Below are 20,300 nucleotides of genomic sequence, written 5' to 3' on the forward strand. Positions count from 1 at the left end.
CATTGCCCCCCAGCATGTCCCGCGCCAGCCGCGCAATCTCCAGTGCCTTGCCGCAACTGTTGCGCTTGATGATGGAGGTGATCTCCACCGGAGCCTGATGCAGGTCTTTGAGCCGCCCCACTTGCAGGCAGCCTTGCAGCCCCAGGTGGATTTCCGTCAGCGCATCGGCCAGCTTCTTCTGGATGAGCTGGTTGGCCGCCAGCGGACGGCCAAACTGCTTGCGATCCAGTGTGTATTGCCGCGCCACGGCCAGGCAGTCTTCCGCTGCTCCCAGCGCGCCCCAGGCGATGCCGTAGCGCGCACTGTTCAGGCAGGTGAACGGGCCTTTGAGACCACGCACTTCGGGGAAGGCGTTTTCTTCGGGAACGAATACTTCGTCCATGACGATTTCACCGGTGATGGAGGCCCGCAGGCCCACCTTGCCGTGGATGGCCGGGGCCGACAGCCCTTTCCAGCCCTTCTCCAGCACGAAGCCGCGAATCTGCCCTTCATCGTCCTTGGCCCAGACCACGAATACGTCGGCAATCGGGCTGTTGGTGATCCACATCTTGGAGCCGGACAGGCTGTAGCCGCCTTCGACCGTGCGGGCACGGGTAATCATGCTGCCGGGGTCGGAGCCGTGGTTGGGTTCGGTCAGGCCAAAGCACCCTATCCATTCGCCCGAGGCGAGTTTGGGCAGGTATTTCTGTTTGGTCGCTTCGTTGCCGAATTCGTTGATGGGTACCATCACCAGCGAGGATTGCACGCTCATCATGGAGCGGTAGCCGGAATCGACGCGCTCGACTTCGCGGGCAATCAGGCCGTAGGCGACGTAGTTCAGGCCCGCGCCGCCGTACTGTTCGGGGATGGTGGCTCCCAGCAGGCCGATCTCGCCCATTTCGCGGAAGATGGCCGGGTCGGTGGATTCGTGGCGGAAGGCCAGTTGCACGCGCGGCTTGAGCTTGTCCTGGGCGTAGGCGTGGGCGGCATCGCGGATCTGGCGTTCGTCTTCGCTGAGCTGGCTTTCCAGGTTCAGTGGGTCTTCCCATTGGAAGCGGGGCTTGGCGTGCGTCATGAGGGGTCTCCTGTGAAGGTTGAATTGCAGTAATTGCATTCTAGGAATCACAAAAGGTCATGACAAACGAAAATTTCGCAGAAACCTGTGCGCTTTCCGCACTTCGTCTTTATGATGGCCGCCATGCGCCGCAAGATTCCCAGCACCCACGCCCTGCTCGCCTTCGAGGCCGCCGCCCGGCATGAGAGTTTCACCCGTGCCGCCGACGAGCTGGCCCTGACCCAGAGTGCCATCTGCCGCCAGATTGCCACGCTGGAGGATTTTCTGGGCGTGGCCCTGTTTCGCCGCACCCGGCGCGGCGTGCAACTGACCGAGGCCGGGCAGGACTACTGCCGCCAGATCACCCCGCGCCTGGACGCGCTGGCGCGCGACACGCTGGCCGTGATGGCGCAGCAGGGGGCCAGCACCACGCTGGAGCTGGCGGTGGTTCCCACCTTCGCCACGCGCTGGCTGCTGCCGCGCCTGCCCCGGTTTCAGCAGGCGCATCCGCTGGTGAACATTCACATGCACACGCAAACCCGGCCTTTTCTGTTCGATCAGACCGAGTTCGATGCTGCCCTGTACTTTGGCGATGCGGGCTGGCCGGGCACCGAGGCGCATTTTCTGATGCACGAATACCCGGTGCCGGTGTGCAGCCCCCATCTGGCAGGCGTGTCCCCCCACATGACCCCGGCACAGATTGCCACGCTGCCGCTGCTGCAACAGACCACGCGCCCCTACGCCTGGCGGCAGTGGTTCGAGGCGGCCGGGCTGCACATTGCGCACGATATGGCCGGGATGCGGCTGGAGCTGTTCTCCATGCTGGCGCAGGCAGCCATCGAGCGCATGGGCGTGGCCCTGATTCCGCCCTTCCTGATTCAGCGCGAACTCGACAGCGGCGCGTTGCTGATCCCCTGCCAGCAGGCCCTGGTGACGGAGCGCGCCTATTACCTCATCATGCCCGAGCGCAAGGCGCAACGCCCCGCACTGGAAGCCTTCCGGCACTGGCTGGTGCAGCAGGTGCAGGAGTGCCTGCCACTACCGGACAACACCCATTGAAACAGGCCAGAACCCGCATCCAACATTCGACCTTTCTACAATAGCCGCTTTGCCACCATTGCCACCGACACTTGCCATGACTTCCCTTCCCCCTTCCAACGCCTCCCGGACTCCCAATAATCCCAGCGTGTACGCACTGGATCGCCAATATGTGTTCCATTCCTGGTCGGTGCAGCGCACGCTTGATCCACTGGTGATTGCAGGCGGCGCAGGCTGCGAACTGTGGGATTACGATGGCCGCCGTTACCTGGATTTCTCCAGCCAGTTGGTCAATACCAACATCGGCCACCAGCACCCCAAGGTGGTAGCGGCGATTCAGGCGCAGGCCGCACAACTGACGACGATTGCCCCGTCCACCGCCAACTGGCAGCGGGGCGAAGCGGCACGGCGCATCATCGACTGGTCGCCCGAAGGCTTTGCGAAGGTGTTCTTCACGAACGCCGGGGCCGATGCGGTGGAAAACGCCATTCGCATGGCGCGGCTCTACACCGGGCGCGACAAGGTGCTGTCGGCCTACCGTTCCTACCACGGCAACACCGGCGCAGCCATCGTCGCCACCGGCGACCCCCGGCGGCTGCCCAACGAATACGCACGCGGGCATGTGCATTTCTTCAACCCCTACCTGTACCGCTCGGAATTCCACGCCCAGACCCCGGAAGAAGAATGCGAACGTGCGCTGCACCATCTGCGGCGCATCATCACCCTGGAAGGCCCTGGCCAGATCGCCGCGCTGCTGCTGGAAACAGTGCCCGGCACGGCCGGCATTCTGGTGCCGCCACCGGGTTATCTGCAAGGGGTGCGGGCACTGGCTGATGAATTCGGCATCGTGCTGATTCTGGACGAAGTCATGTGCGGTTTTGGCCGCACCGGCCAACGCCTCGCGCTGGACCACTACGGTGTCACGCCCGACCTCATCACCTTCGCCAAGGGCGTGAACTCGGGCTATGTGCCCGCAGGCGGGGTCGTCATTTCACAGCCCATCGCCAATTATTTCGAGGACCGCTACTTCCCCGGCGGGCTGACCTATTCCGGCCACCCGCTGGCCATGGCCGCCATCGTCGCCACGCTGGATGCCATGACGGAAGAAAACATGGTGGAAAACGCCGCCCGCATCGGGGCTGAGGTGCTGGGGCCGGGTCTGGCCGCACTGGCCGAGCAACACGCTTGCGTGGGCGAGGTGCGCGGACTGGGGCTGTTCTGGGCCATCGAACTGGTGAATGAGCGCGAACACAAGACCCCGCTGACCGCCGCCGCCATGCAGCGCATCAAGAATGCCCTGCTGCAACGCGGCCTGTTGCCGTTCATCGCCGACAACCGCATCCACGTCGCGCCGCCGCTGGTGGTCACCGCCGCCCAGGTGCAGCAGGCCCTGGCGACTTACGATGAAGTGCTCACCGAAACCGCGCAGTCCTGAACCAGACGATAGCTGAAGAGCCGTTTATTTACCCGCCGCCGACCCGGCATCCTGCGGCTTGAGCAGGGCGGCAACGCGGTTGCGGCTTTTGATATTGACGGAACGGCGCGCCGCACTGTGGCTGGCACTGCCCGCCTTGGTCGCAGGTTCCCAGGCCGGTGGAGTGCCAGCGGACGATTCCTGATACGGCTGGTTGAAGAAGGGGTCTTGCGGGTTGGATGGGGCACGGCGGTAGGAGGAGAGCCGATCCTCGCGCACCTCGCGGCGTGCAGGGGCCGGATAGGCCTCGCGGCTGCGGCCACTGCCCTGGGCAGGACGGGCACTGCCTTCGTCGCGCCGAGCGGGTCGAGCCAAGGACAAAGGCTGCGGCTGCACGTCCTTGCCGATGAGCTTGGCGATTTCCTTGATGGATTTGCCATCGCTGTCCGCCACCAGTGTGAACGCCTGCCCCGACGCACCGCCGCGCCCGGTACGGCCAATGCGGTGGACATAGTCTTCGGCGTGGAAAGGCACGTCGTAATTGAACACGGCAGGCACGTCCTTGATGTCCAGCCCGCGAGCGGCCACATCCGTGCAGATGAGCATCTGTACCTCACCTGCCTTGAATGCTTCCAGCGATTTCAGGCGTTCTTCCTGGCTCTTGTCGCCATGCAGTGCCGCCGTGCGCAAACCATCGCGCTCCAGCGAACGCGCCAGCCGGGCGCAACCCAGGCGGCTGTTCACGAACACGAATGCCTGCGGGCAGGCGTATTCCTGAAACAGTGCGAGCAGGGCACGGCGTTTGTCGTCTTCCGCCACCGCGTAGAAACGCTGTTCTATGGACGATGCCGTGGCATTCGGGCGCGCCACCTCGATCAGCACCGGGTCTTGCAGATAGCTGCCCGCCAGCCGCTTGATTTCCGGCGAGAACGTGGCCGAGAACAGCAGCGTGGTGCGGCCCGCCTTCGGCAGGTGCGACAGAATGCGCTGCAAGTCGGGCAGAAAGCCGATGTCCAGCATGCGGTCGGCCTCGTCCAGCACCACATATTCCACCTGGCTCAGGGACGTGGACTTGGCTTCCAGATGGTCGAGCAGCCGCCCTGGCGTGGCCACCAGCACTTCCACGCCGCCCTTGAGTTCGGCCGTCTGGGGCTTCATGTCCACACCGCCGAACACCACGGCACTGCGCAACTTGGTGAACTGGGCGAACTGCGCGATCTGCGCGGCCACCTGGTCGGCCAGTTCGCGCGTGGGCAGCAGCACCAAGGCCCGCACCGGATGGCGCGCAGGCGACATGGAGCTGTTCTCGTGCTTGAGCAACCGCTGAAGCAGCGGCAGCGCGAATGCCGCCGTCTTGCCCGTGCCGGTCTGCGCCGCGCCCATCACGTCCTGCCCGGCCAGCACCACCGGGATGGCCTGTTCCTGAATGGGTGTCATGGTGGTGAACCCCATCTGGGCAATCGCGCGCTGAATCGGTTCAGCAAGAAGAATGGTTGTGAATGCTTTGGTCATGTAACTCGTAATTGTCGCACCCTGTGCGAAAACAAACCGGAAAAACCCTCATACCCCATCAGGCCCTGATGCACACCATGACGATGGATGGCAGCTCAATGCGCACCGGTGCGGGCATGGCCCGGCACAATACCCTTGTAATTCATATACTGATACACGATATCGCATAATGCTGCAATGCACAATAAGAGAATTCACTCCCGTATGCTGGCGGCTGCCGCCTCCGGCTTTTCCTGACCGCCCTTGTCCCGCTTTTGCGCCATGAACCCTCCTGCCAAGCCACCGCATTCCGGCTCGATTCAGGCATCAGCGTCTGGACAGGGCCACACGCAAGCCACCCCGCCCGCGCCACCCAAGACCCGCGCCCTGCCGCTGATGATCCCGATTCGCTCGCTGGGCCCGGCACAGCGCGAGCAGATTCGTCACCACCTGCTGAGCCTGTCCTCGCGCGACCGCTACCTGCGCTTCGGCTACCCGGCCACCGACGTGCAGGTGGGCAGCTATGTCCAGGGGCTGGACTTCTCCCGCGACGAGGTCTTCGGCATCCTCAACCGCAAGCTGGAATTGATTGCCGTGGCCCACCTGGCCTATGCCGAGGGCAACGAAACCACCGCCGAGTTCGGCGTGTCCGTGCTAAGCCATTACCGGGGGTAGGGGTTGGGCGCGCGCATGTACGACCGCGCCGTCATCCATGCCCGCAATGCCGGGGTGGAGCAGATGTACGTCCATGCCCTGTCGGAAAACACCCCGATGCTGCGCATTGCCCGCAATGCCGGCTCCACGGTACACCGTGACGGCATCGAATCCGAAGCCTTCCTGAAACTGCCACCGGCCAACTTCAACTCGCACATGGCCGAAGCCATCGAAGAGCACTATGCCGAGTTCGACTACCAGCTCAAAGTGCAGGCCAATCATGTGCAAGACCTTTTCGAGAACTTGCAGAAATGGCAGCGCAGCCTGCGCGGCCTGCCTCCGGCGGCAGGCACCGGGCAGGAAAATGCCCCCGCCGAACCTGCGGCCACACCGAAACACCCCGATCACTCATAAGGGGGCACCACCGGCGCACCAGCACATCGCAACATGGTTGCCAGGGCACACAGGATTCACAAAACCGTACCGATAATCCGTTATGCTCCCATCATGTTTGACTTTTCCTGCGCCCTGCCCTGCGCACCTTCACGACAGTGACCGCCGACCACCCCCCTTCACGCCCTCCTGAAAAAGACACCCGGCGCAGCCTGCGCCAGCGTCTGGCCGAACTGCTGCACCCGGCCCCGGCCAATGCCGACGACCTGATCGAAACCATTGGCGAGGTGGAAGACAAGGACATCATCGATGCCGATACGCGCATCACGCTGGAGCGCGTCATCCGCATGGCCGACATGACGGCCGCCGATGTCATGGTGGCGGCTCCCCGGATCGACATGCTGGATGTGAATGCGCCGTTCGAGGACAACCTGCGCGAGGTCATCCACACCGCCCACTCGCGTTTTCCGGTGTACCAGGACTCGCGCGAGAACATCATCGGCATTCTGCTGGCCAAGGACTTGCTCAAACTCCAGCGCGCCCCGAACCTGAACATCCGCGCTTTGTTGCGCCCCCCGCTGCTGCTGCCCGAAAGCAAGGGGCTGAACGATGTGCTGCGCGAATTCCGCCTGCAACGCAACCACATGGCCGTGCTGCTCGACGAGTTCGGGCGCATTTCCGGCCTGGTCACCATTGAAGACGTGCTGGAGCAGATCGTCGGGGACATCGAGGATGAATTCGACATCCCGGAAGAGGACGACGGCAACATCTTCGCACTGGCCGACCATTCGCTGCGCATCAACGGCAACACGGCCATCGCGCGTGTCGAGGAAACCTTTGGTGTCACGCTGCAATCGCCACAGACAGAGGACGAATTCGACACCATCGGCGGCCTGGTGGCACACCACGCCGGGCAAGTGCCCGAACGCGGCCAGCATGTGGTGCTGGCAGGGCTGGATTTCGAGGTGCTGCACGTCAAGGGCGGAGCAGTGCACTGGTTCCGGGTGCGGCCTGTGGCCCAGCCGGCCTGAAGCCCGGCCATGCGCAACACACGGCGCGGCCTTCTGCATTTTGGTTGATTTCGGTTTATGACTCGCCTGGCCCATGTCCATCTGTACCACCGCATCGGGCGGTTGCTGGTTTTTCTGTTTCTGCCGGTCGTGGGCTATCTACAGGCATACGCGCTGGCCTCCCCCACAGATGGCAGCACCACCTGGTGGTTGCAGGTGCTTGCACTGGCAGGCTTCTTCCTGACACTGGATGCCAGTCGCACGGTCTGGTCGGCAGCCCGGCGTGCCTGGTGGTTCGCCACCTGCTGGCTGGTGAGCGTATTCTGGTGGCTCTATATCTCCATGCACGTCTATGCCGGATTGAATCTGGCCATGACAGTGCTGGCCATCGTGGCCCTGGCCGCATTTCTGGGGCTGTACTACGCTGTGGCAGGCGCGCTGTACTGGAAGATGCGGGTGCGCGGCTACTGGGGCAGTGCCATGATGTTCGGCGCGTGCTGGACGCTGGCCGAACTCGCACGGGGGCAATGGCTCACTGGCTTCCCGTGGGGTGCGATTGGCTATGCGCATGTCGATGGCCCGCTCGCCTGGCTGGCCCGCTATGTCGGGGTGTATGGCGTGGGTTATGTGGCGGCTTTCCTGTCAGTGCTGGTGGCCTTCAGCATCATCAGCATCATCGCCTACATCTTCGGGCGGTTCATCAGCGTGGCGCGCCTGCCGCTGTCGGGCATTCGGGTGGCATCCGCCTTCGTCTGGCTGGGGGCCGTGGCCGCAGCCCTGTGGTGGGGGCAATCCTGGCAGCAGCGACAGTTCGATCAATTCGATGCCCGCCTGCATCAGCCGCCCCACCTGAGCGTCACGCTGGCCCTGTTGCAGGGCAATATTCCGCAGGAAGAAAAATTCATGCCCGGCAAGGGCATTCCCGACGCGCTGAGCTGGTACGGACAGCAATTGCTGACCAGCGAAGCCCAGCTGGTCATTGCTCCCGAGACGGCCATTGCGCTGCTGAAGACCGACCTGCCCCCAGGCTACTGGCGGCGCATCGAAGGGCATTTCCGCCAGGGAGCCGGGCAGGCCATGCTGACGGGTATCCCGCTGGGCAACTTCGAGGACGGCTATACCAATTCGGTGGTGGGCGTGCAGCCGGGCAATGCCGATTATGTGTACAGCAAATCGCATCTGGTGCCCTTTGGCGAATTCATCCCGCCCCTGTTCCGCTGGTTCACGGACCTGATGAATATCCCCCTGGGCGACTTCGACCGGGGCACGCTGGCACAGCCCTCCTTCCAGTGGCGCGGCGAACGCTTCGCCCCCAACATCTGCTATGAAGACTTGTTTGGCGAGGAACTGGCGCGCCGCTTCGCCACCCCTGCCGAAGCCCCGACCGTGCTGGTGAACTTCAGCAACATCGGCTGGTTTGGTGATGGCGTGGCCATCGACCAACACCTGCACATCAGCCGCATGCGCACGCTGGAGCTGGAACGCCCAATGGTACGCGCCACCAACACCGGAGCCACTGCCGTGATCGACCACCGGGGCGTGGTGCAGGCCATGGCACCGCGTGCCACGCGCCATGTGCTGCACGCCAGCGTGACGGGAGTCGGGCAGGATGGTCACCTCGACAGCATCACACCGTTTGCCCGCTGGAGCAGTGCCTTCGGCCTGCTGCCCGCCTGGCTGGCGACCCTGACCCTGCTGGTAATTGCCGGAATGTTCTGGAAACGGGTAACGCAATATTGAAATACGCTGCGGTGAGCCTGCCCCAGGAGACCAGGGCTAAGCCAACTCCTCCACCAACACTGGCACGCGAGCGGCCACGGCACACATCAGTTCATAGCCCACCGTCTGGGCGTGGGCGGCCACGGTATCGATGGACAGTGATGTCCCGTGGCTGGAACGCCCCCACAGCACCACCTCACTGCCATATCCAGCAGCGCGCCCAGCAGCCCGTGCAGGCTCCAGATCAACGGCCAGCATGTCCATGCTGACGCGCCCGATGGTGCGGCTGGCCACGCCATCGACCAGCACTGGCGTGCCCGTGCCGCAAATGCGCGGATAGCCATCGGCATAGCCACAGGCGACCACCCCGAGGCGCATGGGCCGCTCGGCCACGAACGTGGAACCATAGCCCACCGTGTCGCCCGGCTGCAATTGCTGCACGGCAATGATGCGACTGCGCAGGCTCATGGCAGGTTGCAAATTCCAGTCTGTGGCGGTGCGGTGCGGGTAGTCGGGCGCACTGCCATACAGGGCAATGCCGGCACGCACCCAATCCAGCCCCATCTGCTGTGGCTGGCCAAAGCGCAGCAAGGCAGCACTGTTGCAGATGCAGCGTTCGCCGGGCAAATCCTGCGTCACTTGCTGGAACATGGCCAGCGGGGTGGCTACCGCAGTAGTATCCGAGGCATCCATGCCATAACGGTCGGCATCGCTGAAGTGCATCATGAAGGAGACTTCTTCCACTTGCGGCAGGGCATTCAGGCGCGACCACGCAGCGCGATAGCGCGCGGGCGTGAAGCCCAAGCGGTTCATGCCTGCATTCAGCTTGAGAAAAACCCGATGCGGCACATGCGTCTTGTGGGCCGCCAGCATGTCGATCTGTTCGTCGCAGTGTACGGTGTGCCACAGCCCCAGGCGGGAGCACAGTTCCAGGTCGCGGGCATCAAACACGCCTTCCAGCAGCAGAATCGGGCCACGCCAGCCCAGCGCACGCACGCGCTGCGCCTCATCCACTTCCAGCAGTGCGAAGCCATCACTGGCACGCAGACCGGCATAGGCATTCTCGATACCATGACCGTAGGCGTTGGCCTTGACGACCGACATGATGCGCGAATCGGGCACATGGCGGCGCATGACTGCCAGGTTGTGCCGCAGGGCAGACTGGTGGATGATGGCTTGAATGGGGCGGGGCATAAGGGCTTGCTGCAACCGGGGCAGGCATCCGAAAAGACGAAGCCTTCGATTGTGGCACTGTGGCGAAGCCGCAAATGCTTCGGCAAGCCTGTGCCCGCCAATGGGATGCAGCGCAAGGCGGATTTTGCTGACCTTCCCTCACAGGGCTGCCTTGGCAGTGTGATATAACGCCTTGCCATCGCCAGCAACAGACCACCGCAGCGAAGCGTGGCGGTGGATTCGCACGATGTCATGGGCTTGCGAGCCTTCTTTGACGGATTTGTCAGGTCGCCTTGGGCAACTCCTTGCCATTACCCCTTCCTCAGACCAGCACACACCCATGAAACCCGGTTTTTCCAAGATCATGTCGGCGCAGTTCTTCAGCTCGCTGGCAGACAATGCCCTGTTCGTGGTGGCGGTCGAGATGTTGCGTACCGGCGGCGCGCACCCCTGGCAGAGTGCCGCGCTGGTGCCGATGTTCGCACTGTTCTATGTGCTGCTCGCGCCGTTCGTCGGAGCCTTTGCCGATGCCTACCCGAAAGGGCGCGTCATGTTCATGAGCAACGCCATCAAGGTCGTGGGCTGTGTGATGATGATGTATGGCTCGCACCCGCTGCTGTCCTACGCGCTGGTGGGCCTGGGCGCAGCCGTGTATTCCCCGGCCAAATACGGCATCCTGACAGAGCTGCTGCCGCCATCCATGCTGGTCAAGGCCAACGGCTGGATGGAGGGACTGACAATCACCTCCATCATCCTCGGGGTGGTGCTGGGCGGGGTGCTGGTGAGCGAAAGCCTGTACCTGTGGATGCTGGACTGGCATCTGCCCGGTTTCTCGATGCTGCTGCACGACCGCATCCAAATGGCCCTGGGGCTGATCGTGTTGGTCTATGGGCTGGCAGCGGCCATCAATATCTTCATTCCCCGCACCAATGCGGCCACCCGCCCGATGTGGCGCAACAAGAATCTGGGGCCACTGGGCTGCCTGCAAGTGCTGACACGGGATTTCTGGCGTTCCAACCGCCGCCTCTGGCGCGACAAGCTGGGGCAGATCTCGCTGGCCACCACCACGCTGTTCTGGGGTGCGTCGGGCAATCTGCGCTACCTCGTACTGGCCTGGAGTGCCGCCGTGCTGGGGCTGGGAACCACGCAGTCCTCCGCGCTGCTGGGTGTGGTGGCGATTGGTACGGCCATCGGTGCCGTGGTATCGGCCATGCGCATCCGGCTGGATCAGGCCACCCGGGTACTGCCCCTGGGCGTTCTGATGGGCGTGGTGGTCGTGGCCATGCACTGGATTGGCCACATCGCGCTGGTGGTGCCGATCCTAGTGTTCGTCGGCATTCTGGGCGGCTACCTGGTCGTGCCGATGAACGCCCTGCTGCAACACCGGGGACACTCGCTGATGGGCGCGGGCCGCTCGATTGCAGTGCAGAACTTCAACGAACAACTGTGCATCGTGCTGCTGGGCATGCTCTATGTGCTGGCCACCACGCTGGGGCTGTCGGCACGGGGGGCCATGACATCGTTCGGCATCATGGTGATGGCGGTCATGCTGCTGATCGCATTCTGGAACCGCCACAATATGCAGCACCACCACGAGGCCATCGAGCACGAACACCATCTGATCCGGCTCGATCACCATCGGCAGAGATAATCGCCCCATTTCCTGTGCAGAATACCGTCGCATGACCCCGCCCGCCACACCACCCGCCCTGCCACCACGGGCACAAGCCATGATTCTGGCTGCCGGACGCGGCGCGCGCATGCAGCCCCTGACCGACCACACCCCCAAGCCACTGCTGCCCGTTCACGGCAAGCCCCTGCTGCAATGGCACCTGGAAGCCCTGCAACAGGCCGGTGTGGGCCACGCCCTCATCAACACCGGCTGGCTGGGTGAGCAGATCGCCCACCGCTGGGGCGATGGCCTGCACAGCGCGCACGGCAGCCTGCACCTGCAATACTCGCGCGAAGACTTGGACTTTGGCGCAGGCATCGAAACCGCCGGCGGCATTGCCCGCGCCCTGCCTCGACTGGAAGACACCTTCTGGCTGGTGGCTGGCGATGCCTTCATGCCCGGCTGGCAATTCGATGAGGCACAGCGCGCCCGCTTTGGCAGCAGCCCCCTGCTGGCGCACCTGTGGCTGGTGCCCAACCCCGAGCACCACCCGCAAGGCGACTTCGGACTGGGGGCCGACGGGCTGGCCATCAACCCGGCCTCCTGCGGTGCTGCACAGCCGCTCCCGGAAACGCTCTATACCTACAGCGGCCTGGCCCTGCTGCGCCGCGAACTGTTCCAGTCGCCCTGGTGCGACATTCCCGCAGGCAACCCCCAGGGAGTGGCACAACCGCTGGCCCCGCTGCTGCGCAAGGCCATGGATGCGGGCCGCGTCAGTGCCGAACTCTATCGTGGCCCGTGGGTGGATGTGGGCACACCCGCGCGACTGGCAACCGTCAATGCCCCAGACCATTCACATCACTATCTCTGACTCCCTGCCAAGGTGCAAATAAGCGACAGTCATCACGCAGCCCGGTGCTGCATTCGTTTACCATAGAAACCTGTGCGCGACGGGAACGCCACCGCAACAGGCGGCTCCCGCGCCAATCATAATGGGCCATACCAGCAAAGGAATTATCGGCATGTGGGAACGCATCAAGGGTCTCTGGCAGCAGCAAGACCACCCAGAACTGGCACGATCAGAGCAAGAACAACAAACCGACCTCGACTTCTTATCGCAAGAGTTGCAGGCACAGCGGCTGGATGGACTCGAACAGCAACTGCGCCCCCTCACCACCTCCAAATTCCGCCCCGTCGCCCAACGGGCCGAACGGATGCTGGGGCTGGTCTGGTTCCACCAGCGCAAATACACCAAGGCCCTGCCGATCTTCGAGGATCTGGCCCGCCAGACCAACAGCCTGAACGACTGGTTCAATGTGGTCACCTCCGCGACCCTGGGCGGGGAAATCGCCCGTGGAGCCGGAGCCTTCGAGCGTGCCCTGGAACGCCAGCGCAGCCAGGCCGATGAAGCTTCGGCAGATGCCGCCGCGCAACCGAGCATCGCCATGCTGCATTACTTCTACGCCTGTGCACTGCGGGATGCGCAGGCCTACGAACAGGCATTCGAGCAGTTGCAGATTCTGCGCACACTGTTCGAGAAGCTCTCCAAGGGCAGTGACCCGGAACGCCTGCACCTGCGCGGCCTGCCATCGCTGGAGCAACTGCTGGAGCTGATGGTGGATGTACTCTCACAATCGGACAGCACCTCGGAAGCCGCCGGCTGGGTACAGGCCTTTGGCGGCAAACTGGACAATGCCTTTCAGGAGCCGGTGCAGCAGGCCGTCGTGCAGTTGCTGCAAACGGCCAGCAATGACAGTGCACCGTCCTGACGCCTTGAACCGGGTCGGCGGGCACAAACGCACCCGGTTCGAAATTTCCCTGCAATCATCCGGCCACTCGGTTCTGTGCAGGCACATGCACCACGGCGGGCCATTGATCCTGTAGAAAAGGCATGTTGTCCAGCCAGAGCCATGGCGAAACATCAGGCCGAATGCTGCGGATGGGCTGGACATGCACCGCAACCGGTCGCGCACACCATTGCGACAGCAGCGACTCCACCTCTGTGGGTACCACGCCCCAGGGCATGGGCGGCACCTTGTAGAACGGGGTCTTCCAGAATCCCAGCGGACTGGTGGTCCAGAGTGAGATCCACGGTGGAATCACGTCAAACACCAGTTCGACACGGGGAAAACGCTCCAGAATCGCGGTCAGCAACCCGCGTACCTGCTGCTGCGAGAAATACATCAGCAGCCCCTGCACCGTGACCATCAGTGCGCCATCCGGGTCGATTTGTTCCATCCATTCCAGCGACAGGCAATCCTGGGCAATGTGCCGGCAACGGGCGTGGTCGGTGACCAGTCGTTGCCGCCATGCCAGGCTCTCGGGCAGATCCACCAGCAGCCACTGGGCCTGCCCGTTGTCCAGGCGGGCATTCTGCGTCTCCAGACCGCAACCCAGCTCCACCACTGTGCCATTGGGGTGTTGCGCCAGCCACTGCGACACGATGGCATCGAACAGGCAGGCACGCGCGGCAATCGAGCCATCCGGCGGGCCGAAATGGTGCAGAAAACTGAAATCGATCTGGCGGTAGATCTGCTCTGCCGCTTCATCTTTCAGCAGGGTGTCGGGGCGCATGGACTCGGCGGCCCGGTGGTACAGCGTCCACAGCATGGTCTGTGGTACACCGGCAAGCTTGACATCGGGTTTCATGGTGGGGTCTCCTGAATGGGCAGGCAGCACGCTGTTTCAGATGACCAAATACCATCGGAGGCTGCGCTGGCTTGAGGGCATGTACGGACTGAATCCGCCTGTTTGATTGCACACAGTGTCTGGAACAGATTCCACACTGTCCATCATACCTGCCAGTGCCGACCCAGCCACCGGCAAACCTCACGTTCACCCGATTCAGAAAACCCCATACCATCCAACCGACTGGCCGAAACCGCCTACGCTACCCCGTCCCCACAGGGGCGAAGCCTTTATTTCTTGCGCAACACGATGGTGGCGTATTCATGAATGCCCAGAATATTGAAAAAGATCGCAATCAAATGATGGGGGTGATGGAAAACCACATTGCGCCCCTGTTCGCGCTGCTGGATGGCCCAGTTCAGCACCGAACCCGCCGCCGGAAAATCAATGCGAATCAGATGACCACATTCGATGATCGCGGACGCTCCCGCTTCCAGCCTGGACACCGCCTGATTCAGTGCCTGCTCGGCATCGTTTTCGATCACTCCCTGCAACTGACTCTGACGGCCTGTACGCGGCTCCAGAGCATCCTCTGCCAGCAAATCGGGCAAGGTCTCGGTCGTATCGGTATAGCTGGCTCTGGGGGCCACCCATGAAGGCGGCGATTCTTCATAGGTGATGGTGAAATCCAGCGCGGCTTCGTCGAAGGCCCCCTGATCGCCCATCAGGAACAGAATGGCCAGCAACAGCGACCACCAGCCCCGATGTGTATCAGGCTGCCCCACCTGGGTGTGCTCACGCACCAATGCCAGCAAGTGTTCACCGCCAATGAAGACCACTTCGCCCGGCTGTTGCGCCAGCTCAGTGACCATTTCTGCCAGAGAGACCAGCGCATCCTCCTGCACAGCCAGCAGCTTGCTCCAATTGAGCTGATAAGGCGCGCAGGCACGGTTTTTCAGAGTCCTCGCCGTCGCCAGCGATTGGACAGACAAATCCGGGGGGCTTAACCATGAAAATGGCCGCACATTCGATGCCGTGCTCGCCCGTTCCTGCCCCAGCAGTTCGGGAATCGAAAACCAGACCGGAGCAGTGCGTCCAAACAGGCTGGCAAACTCAATCGACATGGTATCGAAACCCTCGTGATTGCCAGTGGCACGGTACAGGTCGAACAAGGTCAGCCAAACATCCAGATAAGGCTGCAAAGGCTGAATCTCGCTGCCGATGGGTTGTTTTCTGACAATATCCAACAACAAGCTTTCTGTTTCTGCCATGCGGTCACTGGCAAACAGAATGGCCGCTTCTTCCAAATCAGACTCGTACATGCAAATATCCTTTGAATCCGCTCCATGCGCTGTGTTTTGCTGCCGCCGCAGTACCCTCTCCTGCCACAATGCCAGCAAAGGCTGATGCTCCAACTGTAACAGTTCCTTTCGCAACCAGCGACCAAGGGGTGTGAAGTGTGGTGCTGGTTCTCCCAACGGGGCCGTGCCTGCCGCATCCCAGGCGGCTTCGATGGTCGTCGGACGGGCCACTGCCATGGCAGGCGGTGCATCCCCAACCTGCTCGTGTTCCGGCAGATGGTCCGTTTGCCACCATTGCTGGGCCAGCTTTTTTTCGATGGCATCGATCTTTTGCAGGGTGCCCACCCGCTGCTGCCGGGCCATATGGCTGGCGGTACCCGGCTCTGGTCCGAGCATGGAAGCACGAAAATCCGTGTTGGCCATCAATGGTGCCTGGGGCTGTTTCTTGCGGCTCTGGATGATCTTGCGGATGCGGGCAAACTCGGTCTTGCGGATGAAATTGTTGCGCCTGGCCCGTTCGCACTGCTCCTGTTCCTGCCGTGCCTCCAGAGCTTGCGGGGCTTTGGCTGGCCTGGAGGTTCCCAGATCGTTCCAGTCCCTGGTGGGATGGCGCACGAACAGCAACAGCCTGGACAGAAAGCCCGGTGTCGTCTGCTCTGACTCTGGATTGTCCTTCATGCCCACCCTCCGATTGCAAGTTTCGCCCGGGCGTGTCATATTCTCAGATGCCCCAAAGCCTTCGGATTATCGATGGACGATTCATTTATTATTCCGATTGCCTTGAAAACTGGATTATCCGCAGCACGCTCCTTACTGCCAACATTGAGGCAGCTAATGTACCATGCCCGGCCAAAACCCTTATGACACCACTTGAATGGATATAGCCTGAATGGACCAGCCTGTATGCCATTCGGATATTCATACCAAAGTGTCATTTGTTGATTATGCTCAACAAATGATGAAGATTGGCCAAAATAACGAAACACATTGGCGGCATTCTTTCGCCAGAAAATACCAGCGGTTGATTTATTGGTGAAATCAAACCCCGATGCGATTCACCCCACCCCCTCAGAAACCGCGCACCACCTCCAACGCCTGTTCGATGCGCTCGACGGCATGCACGGTCAGGCCCTCGATGGGCTTTTTCGGGGCATTCGCCTTGGGGACAATCGCCACGGCAAAGCCCAGCTTGGCGGCCTCGCGCAGGCGTTCCTGGCCCCGCGTGGCAGGGCGTACCTCCCCGGCCAGCCCCACTTCACCAAAGGCGATGAAGCCCTTGGGCAAGGGCTTGCTGCGCAGCGATGACTGGATGGCCAGCAGCACGGCCAGATCGGCCGCCGGCTCGCTGATGCGCACCCCGCCCACAGCGTTGATGAACACGTCCTGATCGCCACAGGCCACCCCCGCATGGCGATGCAGCACGGCCAACAGCATGGCCAGACGGTCGCGCTCCAGCCCCACCGAAAGGCGGCGCGGGCTGGGGCCGCCGCTGTCCACGAGTGCCTGAATCTCCACCAGCAGCGGGCGCGTGCCTTCCAGCGTCACCAGCACGCAACTGCCGGGCACGGCTTCGCTGTGCTGGCTCAGGAAAATGGCACTGGGGTTGGTCACGCCTTTCAGGCCAGTTTCGGTCATGGCGAACACGCCGATTTCATTGACCGCACCGAAACGGTTCTTGATGGCGCGAATCAACCGGAAACTGCTGTGGGTGTCGCCTTCGAAGTACAGCACGGTATCGACCATGTGCTCCAGCACGCGCGGCCCCGCCAGCGCACCTTCCTTGGTGACATGCCCCACCAGCACGATGGCAATGCCGCTGGCCTTGGCCAGCCGGGTAAGGTGGGCCGCACATTCACGCACCTGTGCCACCGAGCCGGGCGCGGAACTGAGCTGGTCTGAGTACAGGGTCTGGATGGAGTCGATCACCGCAATCGCCGGTTGCGTGGCCTCGATGGTGGCAAGAATTTTCTCCAGCTGGATTTCCGTCAGCACCTGCACCTGGCTGGCGGGTAGGCCCAGACGGCGCGACCGCAACGCGATCTGCGCCCCGCTTTCCTCGCCACTGACGTACAGCGTGGGCAGCCCCAGGCGTTGCAGATGGTCGAGGGTTTGCAGCAGCAGCGTGGATTTGCCAATGCCCGGGTCGCCGCCGATCAACACCACGGCCCCGTCCACCACACCGCCACCCAGCACCCGATCCAGCTCACCGATGCCAGTGGGCGTGCGGGCAATGTCGGTGGCCTCGATAGCCGCCAGTGGCGTCACCGGCTGTGCGGCTGCCAACCCGGCATAGTGCGAGGCCGCATAGCGGTTCTTGCCTGTGCCCGCCATGCCACTGGCCGCGCCCGTGCTGGATTCCAGCATGGTATTCCAGGCATTGCAGGCCGGGCATTTGCCCAGCCAGCGCGAGGCAGTGGCCCCACATTCAGTACAGGTGAAAACGCTTTTTTCCTTGGCCAAAACTGGAATCCCCTCAAGGCCGTTTCACACGGAACAGCCAGAACTTGCGCAACGCAAAAGACAGCACATACAGACCGACATCCACAGCGATCTTGACCGGCACGGCAGGCCATTGTCCGCCCTGCACCCCCCATTGCACCAGATACGCCGATGCCAGCATGAAGACCAGCACCAGCGCGACATAGCCTACCAGTTGGGAGCCGACCGCGTGCACATGCCGACCGCGAAACACAAAATAGCGATTGCCCGCAAAGTTGTACACCGATGACAACAACCGTGCCATCACGGTAGCAGCCAGAATACTTTGCGTAGCCCACAGGAAAACGGCGAACAGGGCCACATCCAAGGCAAACGATGTCCCGGCCACCAGCAAATCCCTGAACAGCATCCGGTACATCCCCATCAACCACCCATCCGGGAGCAACCCGCCACAATCCTACGACCAGCGCACCCGCGCCATCAACACCCCCCGCAAGGCGTTGCAAACGGCCACGGCGGTGGCCTGGTGCAACTGCGCACGGGTGATGGACTGCTCGCGCACCCGCCAGGCAGGGTCGTGCAATAGCTGTTGGCGCATGGTGCCGGGCAAAACGCCATCGTGCAGCGGTGGCGTGAGCCACTCACCATTCAGTTGCACCAGCACATTGCTGCGTGCCCCCTCGGTCAGATGCCCGGCTTCGTTGAAGAACAGACAGTCGAACGCGCCCTGCTGCTCGGCCTGCCGCATGGCCGCATCGTACTGGCGGCGCAGGGTGGTCTTGTGCTGGCGCAACCAGGCAGGCGTGTCGCACACCGCGTCACTACACATCAGTGTGACGGGTTCGGGGGCAGGCAACGCGGTGAGCAAACCGTGGCTGATCTCGCAACGTCCATCGGCATGCAGGGCCAGCCGCAGGCGGTATGCTGCTGCGGATGTGTCGGCATCGGGGCGCGGCAATTGCGCTTGCAGGTAGTGGTGCAACGCATCGGTGATGGCCGCCTCGTCCACGCGAAAGCCCAGCGTCTGGGCACTGCCGCGCAAACGTTGAAGATGGCCCGAGAGGTTCGCAATCTGTCCATCCACGTCCACACGCATGGTCTCGAACAGCGCGAAGCCCACCGGGCTGGCCGTGGCAAAGTGGCTTTTCAGGGCACATTCCTGCCATTCCTCGTCAGGGCGGCTGTCCCAGACCATGCCCGCGCCCACCGGCAGGCTGACGCGGTGCGCCCCCATGCCATCGGCACGCTCTTGCAGCAGCAGGGTGCGAATCGGCACGGACAGGCAGAAATCCCACAAAGGGGCAGCCGTGCTGCTGTCGTCGGCCACGCCATCGGCTGCGGCCTGCTCGGTGGGCACGTCCAGCCAGCCGATTGCGCCAGTGTAGAGGCCGCGCGGTTGCGACTCCAGACGCTGAATCCAGCGCATGGTCTGGTGTTTGGGCGCGCCGGTGATGGAGCCGCAGGGAAACACCGCCTGCAACACTTCGGCCAGCCCGACCCCAGACCGCAGTTGTGCCTGCACCGTGGAAGTCATTTGCAGCACCTGGCCATGCTGCTGCACGTCAAACAAATCACGCACCTGCACCGAACCCGGCACGGCCACGCGCCCCAGATCATTGCGCAACAAATCGACGATCATGACGTTTTCCGCGCGGTTCTTCGCATCCTGTTGCAGCCATGCGCGGCGTTGCTGTGTCTGTGCCTCGCTCTCGCCCACCGGGCTGGTGCCCTTCATCGGGCAGGCTGTGAGGATATGTCCCTGATGGCGCACAAACAGCTCGGGCGAGAACGACAGCACCCACTGCCCGCTCTCTGCGCCCGACGACGGCAGGCGCATCAACGCGCCGAACTCTGCCGGTTGTCGCTGGCGCAATTGCCGATACCACACCAGCGGATGGCCATAGGCACGCGCATGGAACGGAAAGGTGAAATTGACCTGATAGGTTTCGCCTGCGGCAATCGCCTGGTGAATCTGCGCCAGCGCATCGTGAAACTGCACCTGCGTCAGCCCCGCCTGCCAGTCCAGTGCGCCGGCCTCGGGCGGCAGGCTCTGTGCCTGGGTGGCCAGCCAGTCGTCGGTCTGCGCTGCCGACAATCTGCGCAATTGCGTGAACAGCTCAATGCGCAGACAAGCCCCCTGCGGCGCAGACGCATCGGCATCCGGCAGTCCCTGCAAGACTGCGCCCCACTCGTAATCGGCCAGCAACAGGGCAAACAGCCCCTGCTGCCGTTGCAACTGCTGCAAGGTGCGCAGAATCTGCGGCAACTCATCGGGATGCTGGCACACCAGACTGCGCACCCAGCCGGTGTAGAGGCGGCTGCGTGGCTGCGCATCGCTGGCGAAACAATCGTCCAGCAGGGCAAAAGGAACTTGCAGGGAATCGGGGGACATCAA

Annotated in this window: 17 protein-coding genes; 9 read left to right on the forward strand and 8 right to left on the reverse strand. The window is 62.8% G+C overall.

The features are described from left to right. The coding region (locus BUE21_RS00920) for an acyl-CoA dehydrogenase (protein ID WP_073353573.1) at positions 1 to 1,054 on the reverse strand (1,054 nt) is incomplete at its 3' end. Between the two features lie 123 nt (positions 1,055 to 1,177). Between BUE21_RS00920 and gcvA the strand changes: the two genes are divergently transcribed. Both gcvA and BUE21_RS00930 read left to right on the forward strand, forming a co-directional pair. Next, positions 1,178 to 2,092 (forward strand): transcriptional regulator GcvA, encoded by a 915-nt coding sequence (gene gcvA / locus BUE21_RS00925; protein ID WP_073353861.1) that lies wholly within the window; start codon positions 1,178 to 1,180, stop codon positions 2,090 to 2,092. Between the two features lie 76 nt (positions 2,093 to 2,168). Beyond that, the gene (locus tag BUE21_RS00930) at positions 2,169 to 3,506 is read left to right on the forward strand and encodes an aspartate aminotransferase family protein (protein WP_073353576.1); all 1,338 of its coding nucleotides are present in this window, start codon (positions 2,169 to 2,171) and stop codon (positions 3,504 to 3,506) included. Between the two features lie 24 nt (positions 3,507 to 3,530). Here the strand turns inward: BUE21_RS00930 and BUE21_RS00935 are convergent, their stop codons facing one another. After that, complete coding sequence (locus BUE21_RS00935; protein ID WP_073353579.1) at positions 3,531 to 4,997, reverse strand: DEAD/DEAH box helicase; 1,467 nt, start codon at positions 4,995 to 4,997, stop codon at positions 3,531 to 3,533. 261 nt (positions 4,998 to 5,258) lie between these two features. On the opposite strand from BUE21_RS00935, the gene BUE21_RS15165 reads away from it, so the two are divergent. The 4 genes from BUE21_RS15165 (at position 5,259) to lnt (ending at position 8,773) form a co-directional block, all read left to right on the forward strand. Further along, positions 5,259 to 5,651 (forward strand): hypothetical protein, encoded by a 393-nt coding sequence (locus tag BUE21_RS15165; RefSeq protein WP_073353582.1) that lies wholly within the window; start codon positions 5,259 to 5,261, stop codon positions 5,649 to 5,651. Positions 5,652 to 5,666: 15 nt separating this feature from the next. Further along, positions 5,667 to 6,044, forward strand: coding sequence for a hypothetical protein (locus BUE21_RS15170; protein ID WP_073353584.1), 378 nt, complete (start codon positions 5,667 to 5,669; stop codon positions 6,042 to 6,044). 137 nt (positions 6,045 to 6,181) lie between these two features. Further along, positions 6,182 to 7,054 carry an HlyC/CorC family transporter gene (locus BUE21_RS00950; protein WP_073353587.1) on the forward strand — a complete coding sequence of 291 codons (873 nt, stop codon included), beginning with the start codon at positions 6,182 to 6,184 and terminating at the stop codon, positions 7,052 to 7,054. Positions 7,055 to 7,111: 57 nt separating this feature from the next. Next, a complete protein-coding gene (gene lnt, locus BUE21_RS00955; protein ID WP_073353590.1) occupies positions 7,112 to 8,773 on the forward strand; it encodes an apolipoprotein N-acyltransferase in 1,662 nt (553 codons plus the stop codon). Positions 8,774 to 8,809: 36 nt separating this feature from the next. Here lnt and alr read toward each other — a convergent pair whose 3' ends face one another. After that, the gene (gene alr, locus BUE21_RS00960) at positions 8,810 to 9,946 is read right to left on the reverse strand and encodes an alanine racemase (RefSeq protein WP_073353593.1); all 1,137 of its coding nucleotides are present in this window, start codon (positions 9,944 to 9,946) and stop codon (positions 8,810 to 8,812) included. Between the two features lie 319 nt (positions 9,947 to 10,265). Between alr and lplT the strand changes: the two genes are divergently transcribed. The 3 genes from lplT to BUE21_RS00975 all read left to right on the forward strand — a co-directional run bounded on the left by lplT (position 10,266) and on the right by BUE21_RS00975 (position 13,306). Beyond that, complete coding sequence (gene lplT, locus BUE21_RS00965) at positions 10,266 to 11,576, forward strand: lysophospholipid transporter LplT (protein ID WP_073353595.1); 1,311 nt, start codon at positions 10,266 to 10,268, stop codon at positions 11,574 to 11,576. A 31-nt stretch (positions 11,577 to 11,607) separates the two neighbouring features. Next, positions 11,608 to 12,408, forward strand: a complete 801-nt coding sequence (locus BUE21_RS00970) for a nucleotidyltransferase family protein (RefSeq protein ID WP_073353598.1) — start codon at positions 11,608 to 11,610, stop codon at positions 12,406 to 12,408. Positions 12,409 to 12,559: 151 nt separating this feature from the next. Beyond that, the gene (locus BUE21_RS00975; RefSeq protein ID WP_073353601.1) at positions 12,560 to 13,306 is read left to right on the forward strand and encodes a tetratricopeptide repeat protein; all 747 of its coding nucleotides are present in this window, start codon (positions 12,560 to 12,562) and stop codon (positions 13,304 to 13,306) included. A 55-nt stretch (positions 13,307 to 13,361) separates the two neighbouring features. Here the strand turns inward: BUE21_RS00975 and BUE21_RS00980 are convergent, their stop codons facing one another. From BUE21_RS00980 to BUE21_RS01000, 5 genes are all read right to left on the reverse strand, one after another. Then, positions 13,362 to 14,186 (reverse strand): class I SAM-dependent methyltransferase, encoded by an 825-nt coding sequence (locus tag BUE21_RS00980; protein ID WP_073353604.1) that lies wholly within the window; start codon positions 14,184 to 14,186, stop codon positions 13,362 to 13,364. Between the two features lie 269 nt (positions 14,187 to 14,455). Next, positions 14,456 to 16,144 (reverse strand): STAS domain-containing protein, encoded by a 1,689-nt coding sequence (locus tag BUE21_RS00985; protein ID WP_143164358.1) that lies wholly within the window; start codon positions 16,142 to 16,144, stop codon positions 14,456 to 14,458. A gap of 390 nt (positions 16,145 to 16,534) precedes the next feature. Next, positions 16,535 to 17,926 (reverse strand): DNA repair protein RadA, encoded by a 1,392-nt coding sequence (gene radA / locus BUE21_RS00990; RefSeq protein ID WP_073353610.1) that lies wholly within the window; start codon positions 17,924 to 17,926, stop codon positions 16,535 to 16,537. A gap of 13 nt (positions 17,927 to 17,939) precedes the next feature. Next, the gene (locus tag BUE21_RS00995; RefSeq protein ID WP_159435779.1) at positions 17,940 to 18,314 is read right to left on the reverse strand and encodes a GtrA family protein; all 375 of its coding nucleotides are present in this window, start codon (positions 18,312 to 18,314) and stop codon (positions 17,940 to 17,942) included. Between the two features lie 48 nt (positions 18,315 to 18,362). Continuing rightward, on the reverse strand, positions 18,363 to 20,297 hold the full coding sequence (locus BUE21_RS01000) for a bifunctional chorismate-binding protein/class IV aminotransferase (RefSeq protein WP_073353615.1): 1,935 nt from the start codon (positions 20,295 to 20,297) through the stop codon (positions 18,363 to 18,365). Positions 20,298 to 20,300: the final 3 nt, after the last annotated feature.

The organism is Lampropedia hyalina DSM 16112, assembly GCF_900129055.1.
Taxonomy (GTDB): Bacteria; Pseudomonadota; Gammaproteobacteria; order Burkholderiales; family Burkholderiaceae_C; genus Lampropedia; species Lampropedia hyalina.

Excerpts from the sequence above, each read along its gene's own strand:
- BUE21_RS00995 (WP_159435779.1), bottom strand. The coding sequence starts at position 18,314 with ATGCTGTTCAGGGATTTGCTGGTGGCCGGGACATCGTTTGCCTTGGAT.
- BUE21_RS00970 (WP_073353598.1), top strand. The coding sequence starts at position 11,608 with ATGACCCCGCCCGCCACACCACCCGCCCTGCCACCACGGGCACAAGCC.
- lnt (WP_073353590.1), top strand. The coding sequence starts at position 7,112 with ATGACTCGCCTGGCCCATGTCCATCTGTACCACCGCATCGGGCGGTTG.
- BUE21_RS15170 (WP_073353584.1), top strand. The coding sequence starts at position 5,667 with ATGTACGACCGCGCCGTCATCCATGCCCGCAATGCCGGGGTGGAGCAG.
- BUE21_RS00985 (WP_143164358.1), bottom strand. The coding sequence starts at position 16,144 with ATGAAGGACAATCCAGAGTCAGAGCAGACGACACCGGGCTTTCTGTCC.
- BUE21_RS00930 (WP_073353576.1), top strand. The coding sequence starts at position 2,169 with ATGACTTCCCTTCCCCCTTCCAACGCCTCCCGGACTCCCAATAATCCC.
- BUE21_RS01000 (WP_073353615.1), bottom strand. The coding sequence starts at position 20,297 with ATGTCCCCCGATTCCCTGCAAGTTCCTTTTGCCCTGCTGGACGATTGT.
- BUE21_RS00935 (WP_073353579.1), bottom strand. The coding sequence starts at position 4,997 with ATGACCAAAGCATTCACAACCATTCTTCTTGCTGAACCGATTCAGCGC.
- gcvA (WP_073353861.1), top strand. The coding sequence starts at position 1,178 with ATGCGCCGCAAGATTCCCAGCACCCACGCCCTGCTCGCCTTCGAGGCC.
- alr (WP_073353593.1), bottom strand. The coding sequence starts at position 9,946 with ATGCCCCGCCCCATTCAAGCCATCATCCACCAGTCTGCCCTGCGGCAC.
- BUE21_RS15165 (WP_073353582.1), top strand. The coding sequence starts at position 5,259 with ATGAACCCTCCTGCCAAGCCACCGCATTCCGGCTCGATTCAGGCATCA.
- lplT (WP_073353595.1), top strand. The coding sequence starts at position 10,266 with ATGAAACCCGGTTTTTCCAAGATCATGTCGGCGCAGTTCTTCAGCTCG.
- BUE21_RS00975 (WP_073353601.1), top strand. The coding sequence starts at position 12,560 with ATGTGGGAACGCATCAAGGGTCTCTGGCAGCAGCAAGACCACCCAGAA.
- BUE21_RS00980 (WP_073353604.1), bottom strand. The coding sequence starts at position 14,186 with ATGAAACCCGATGTCAAGCTTGCCGGTGTACCACAGACCATGCTGTGG.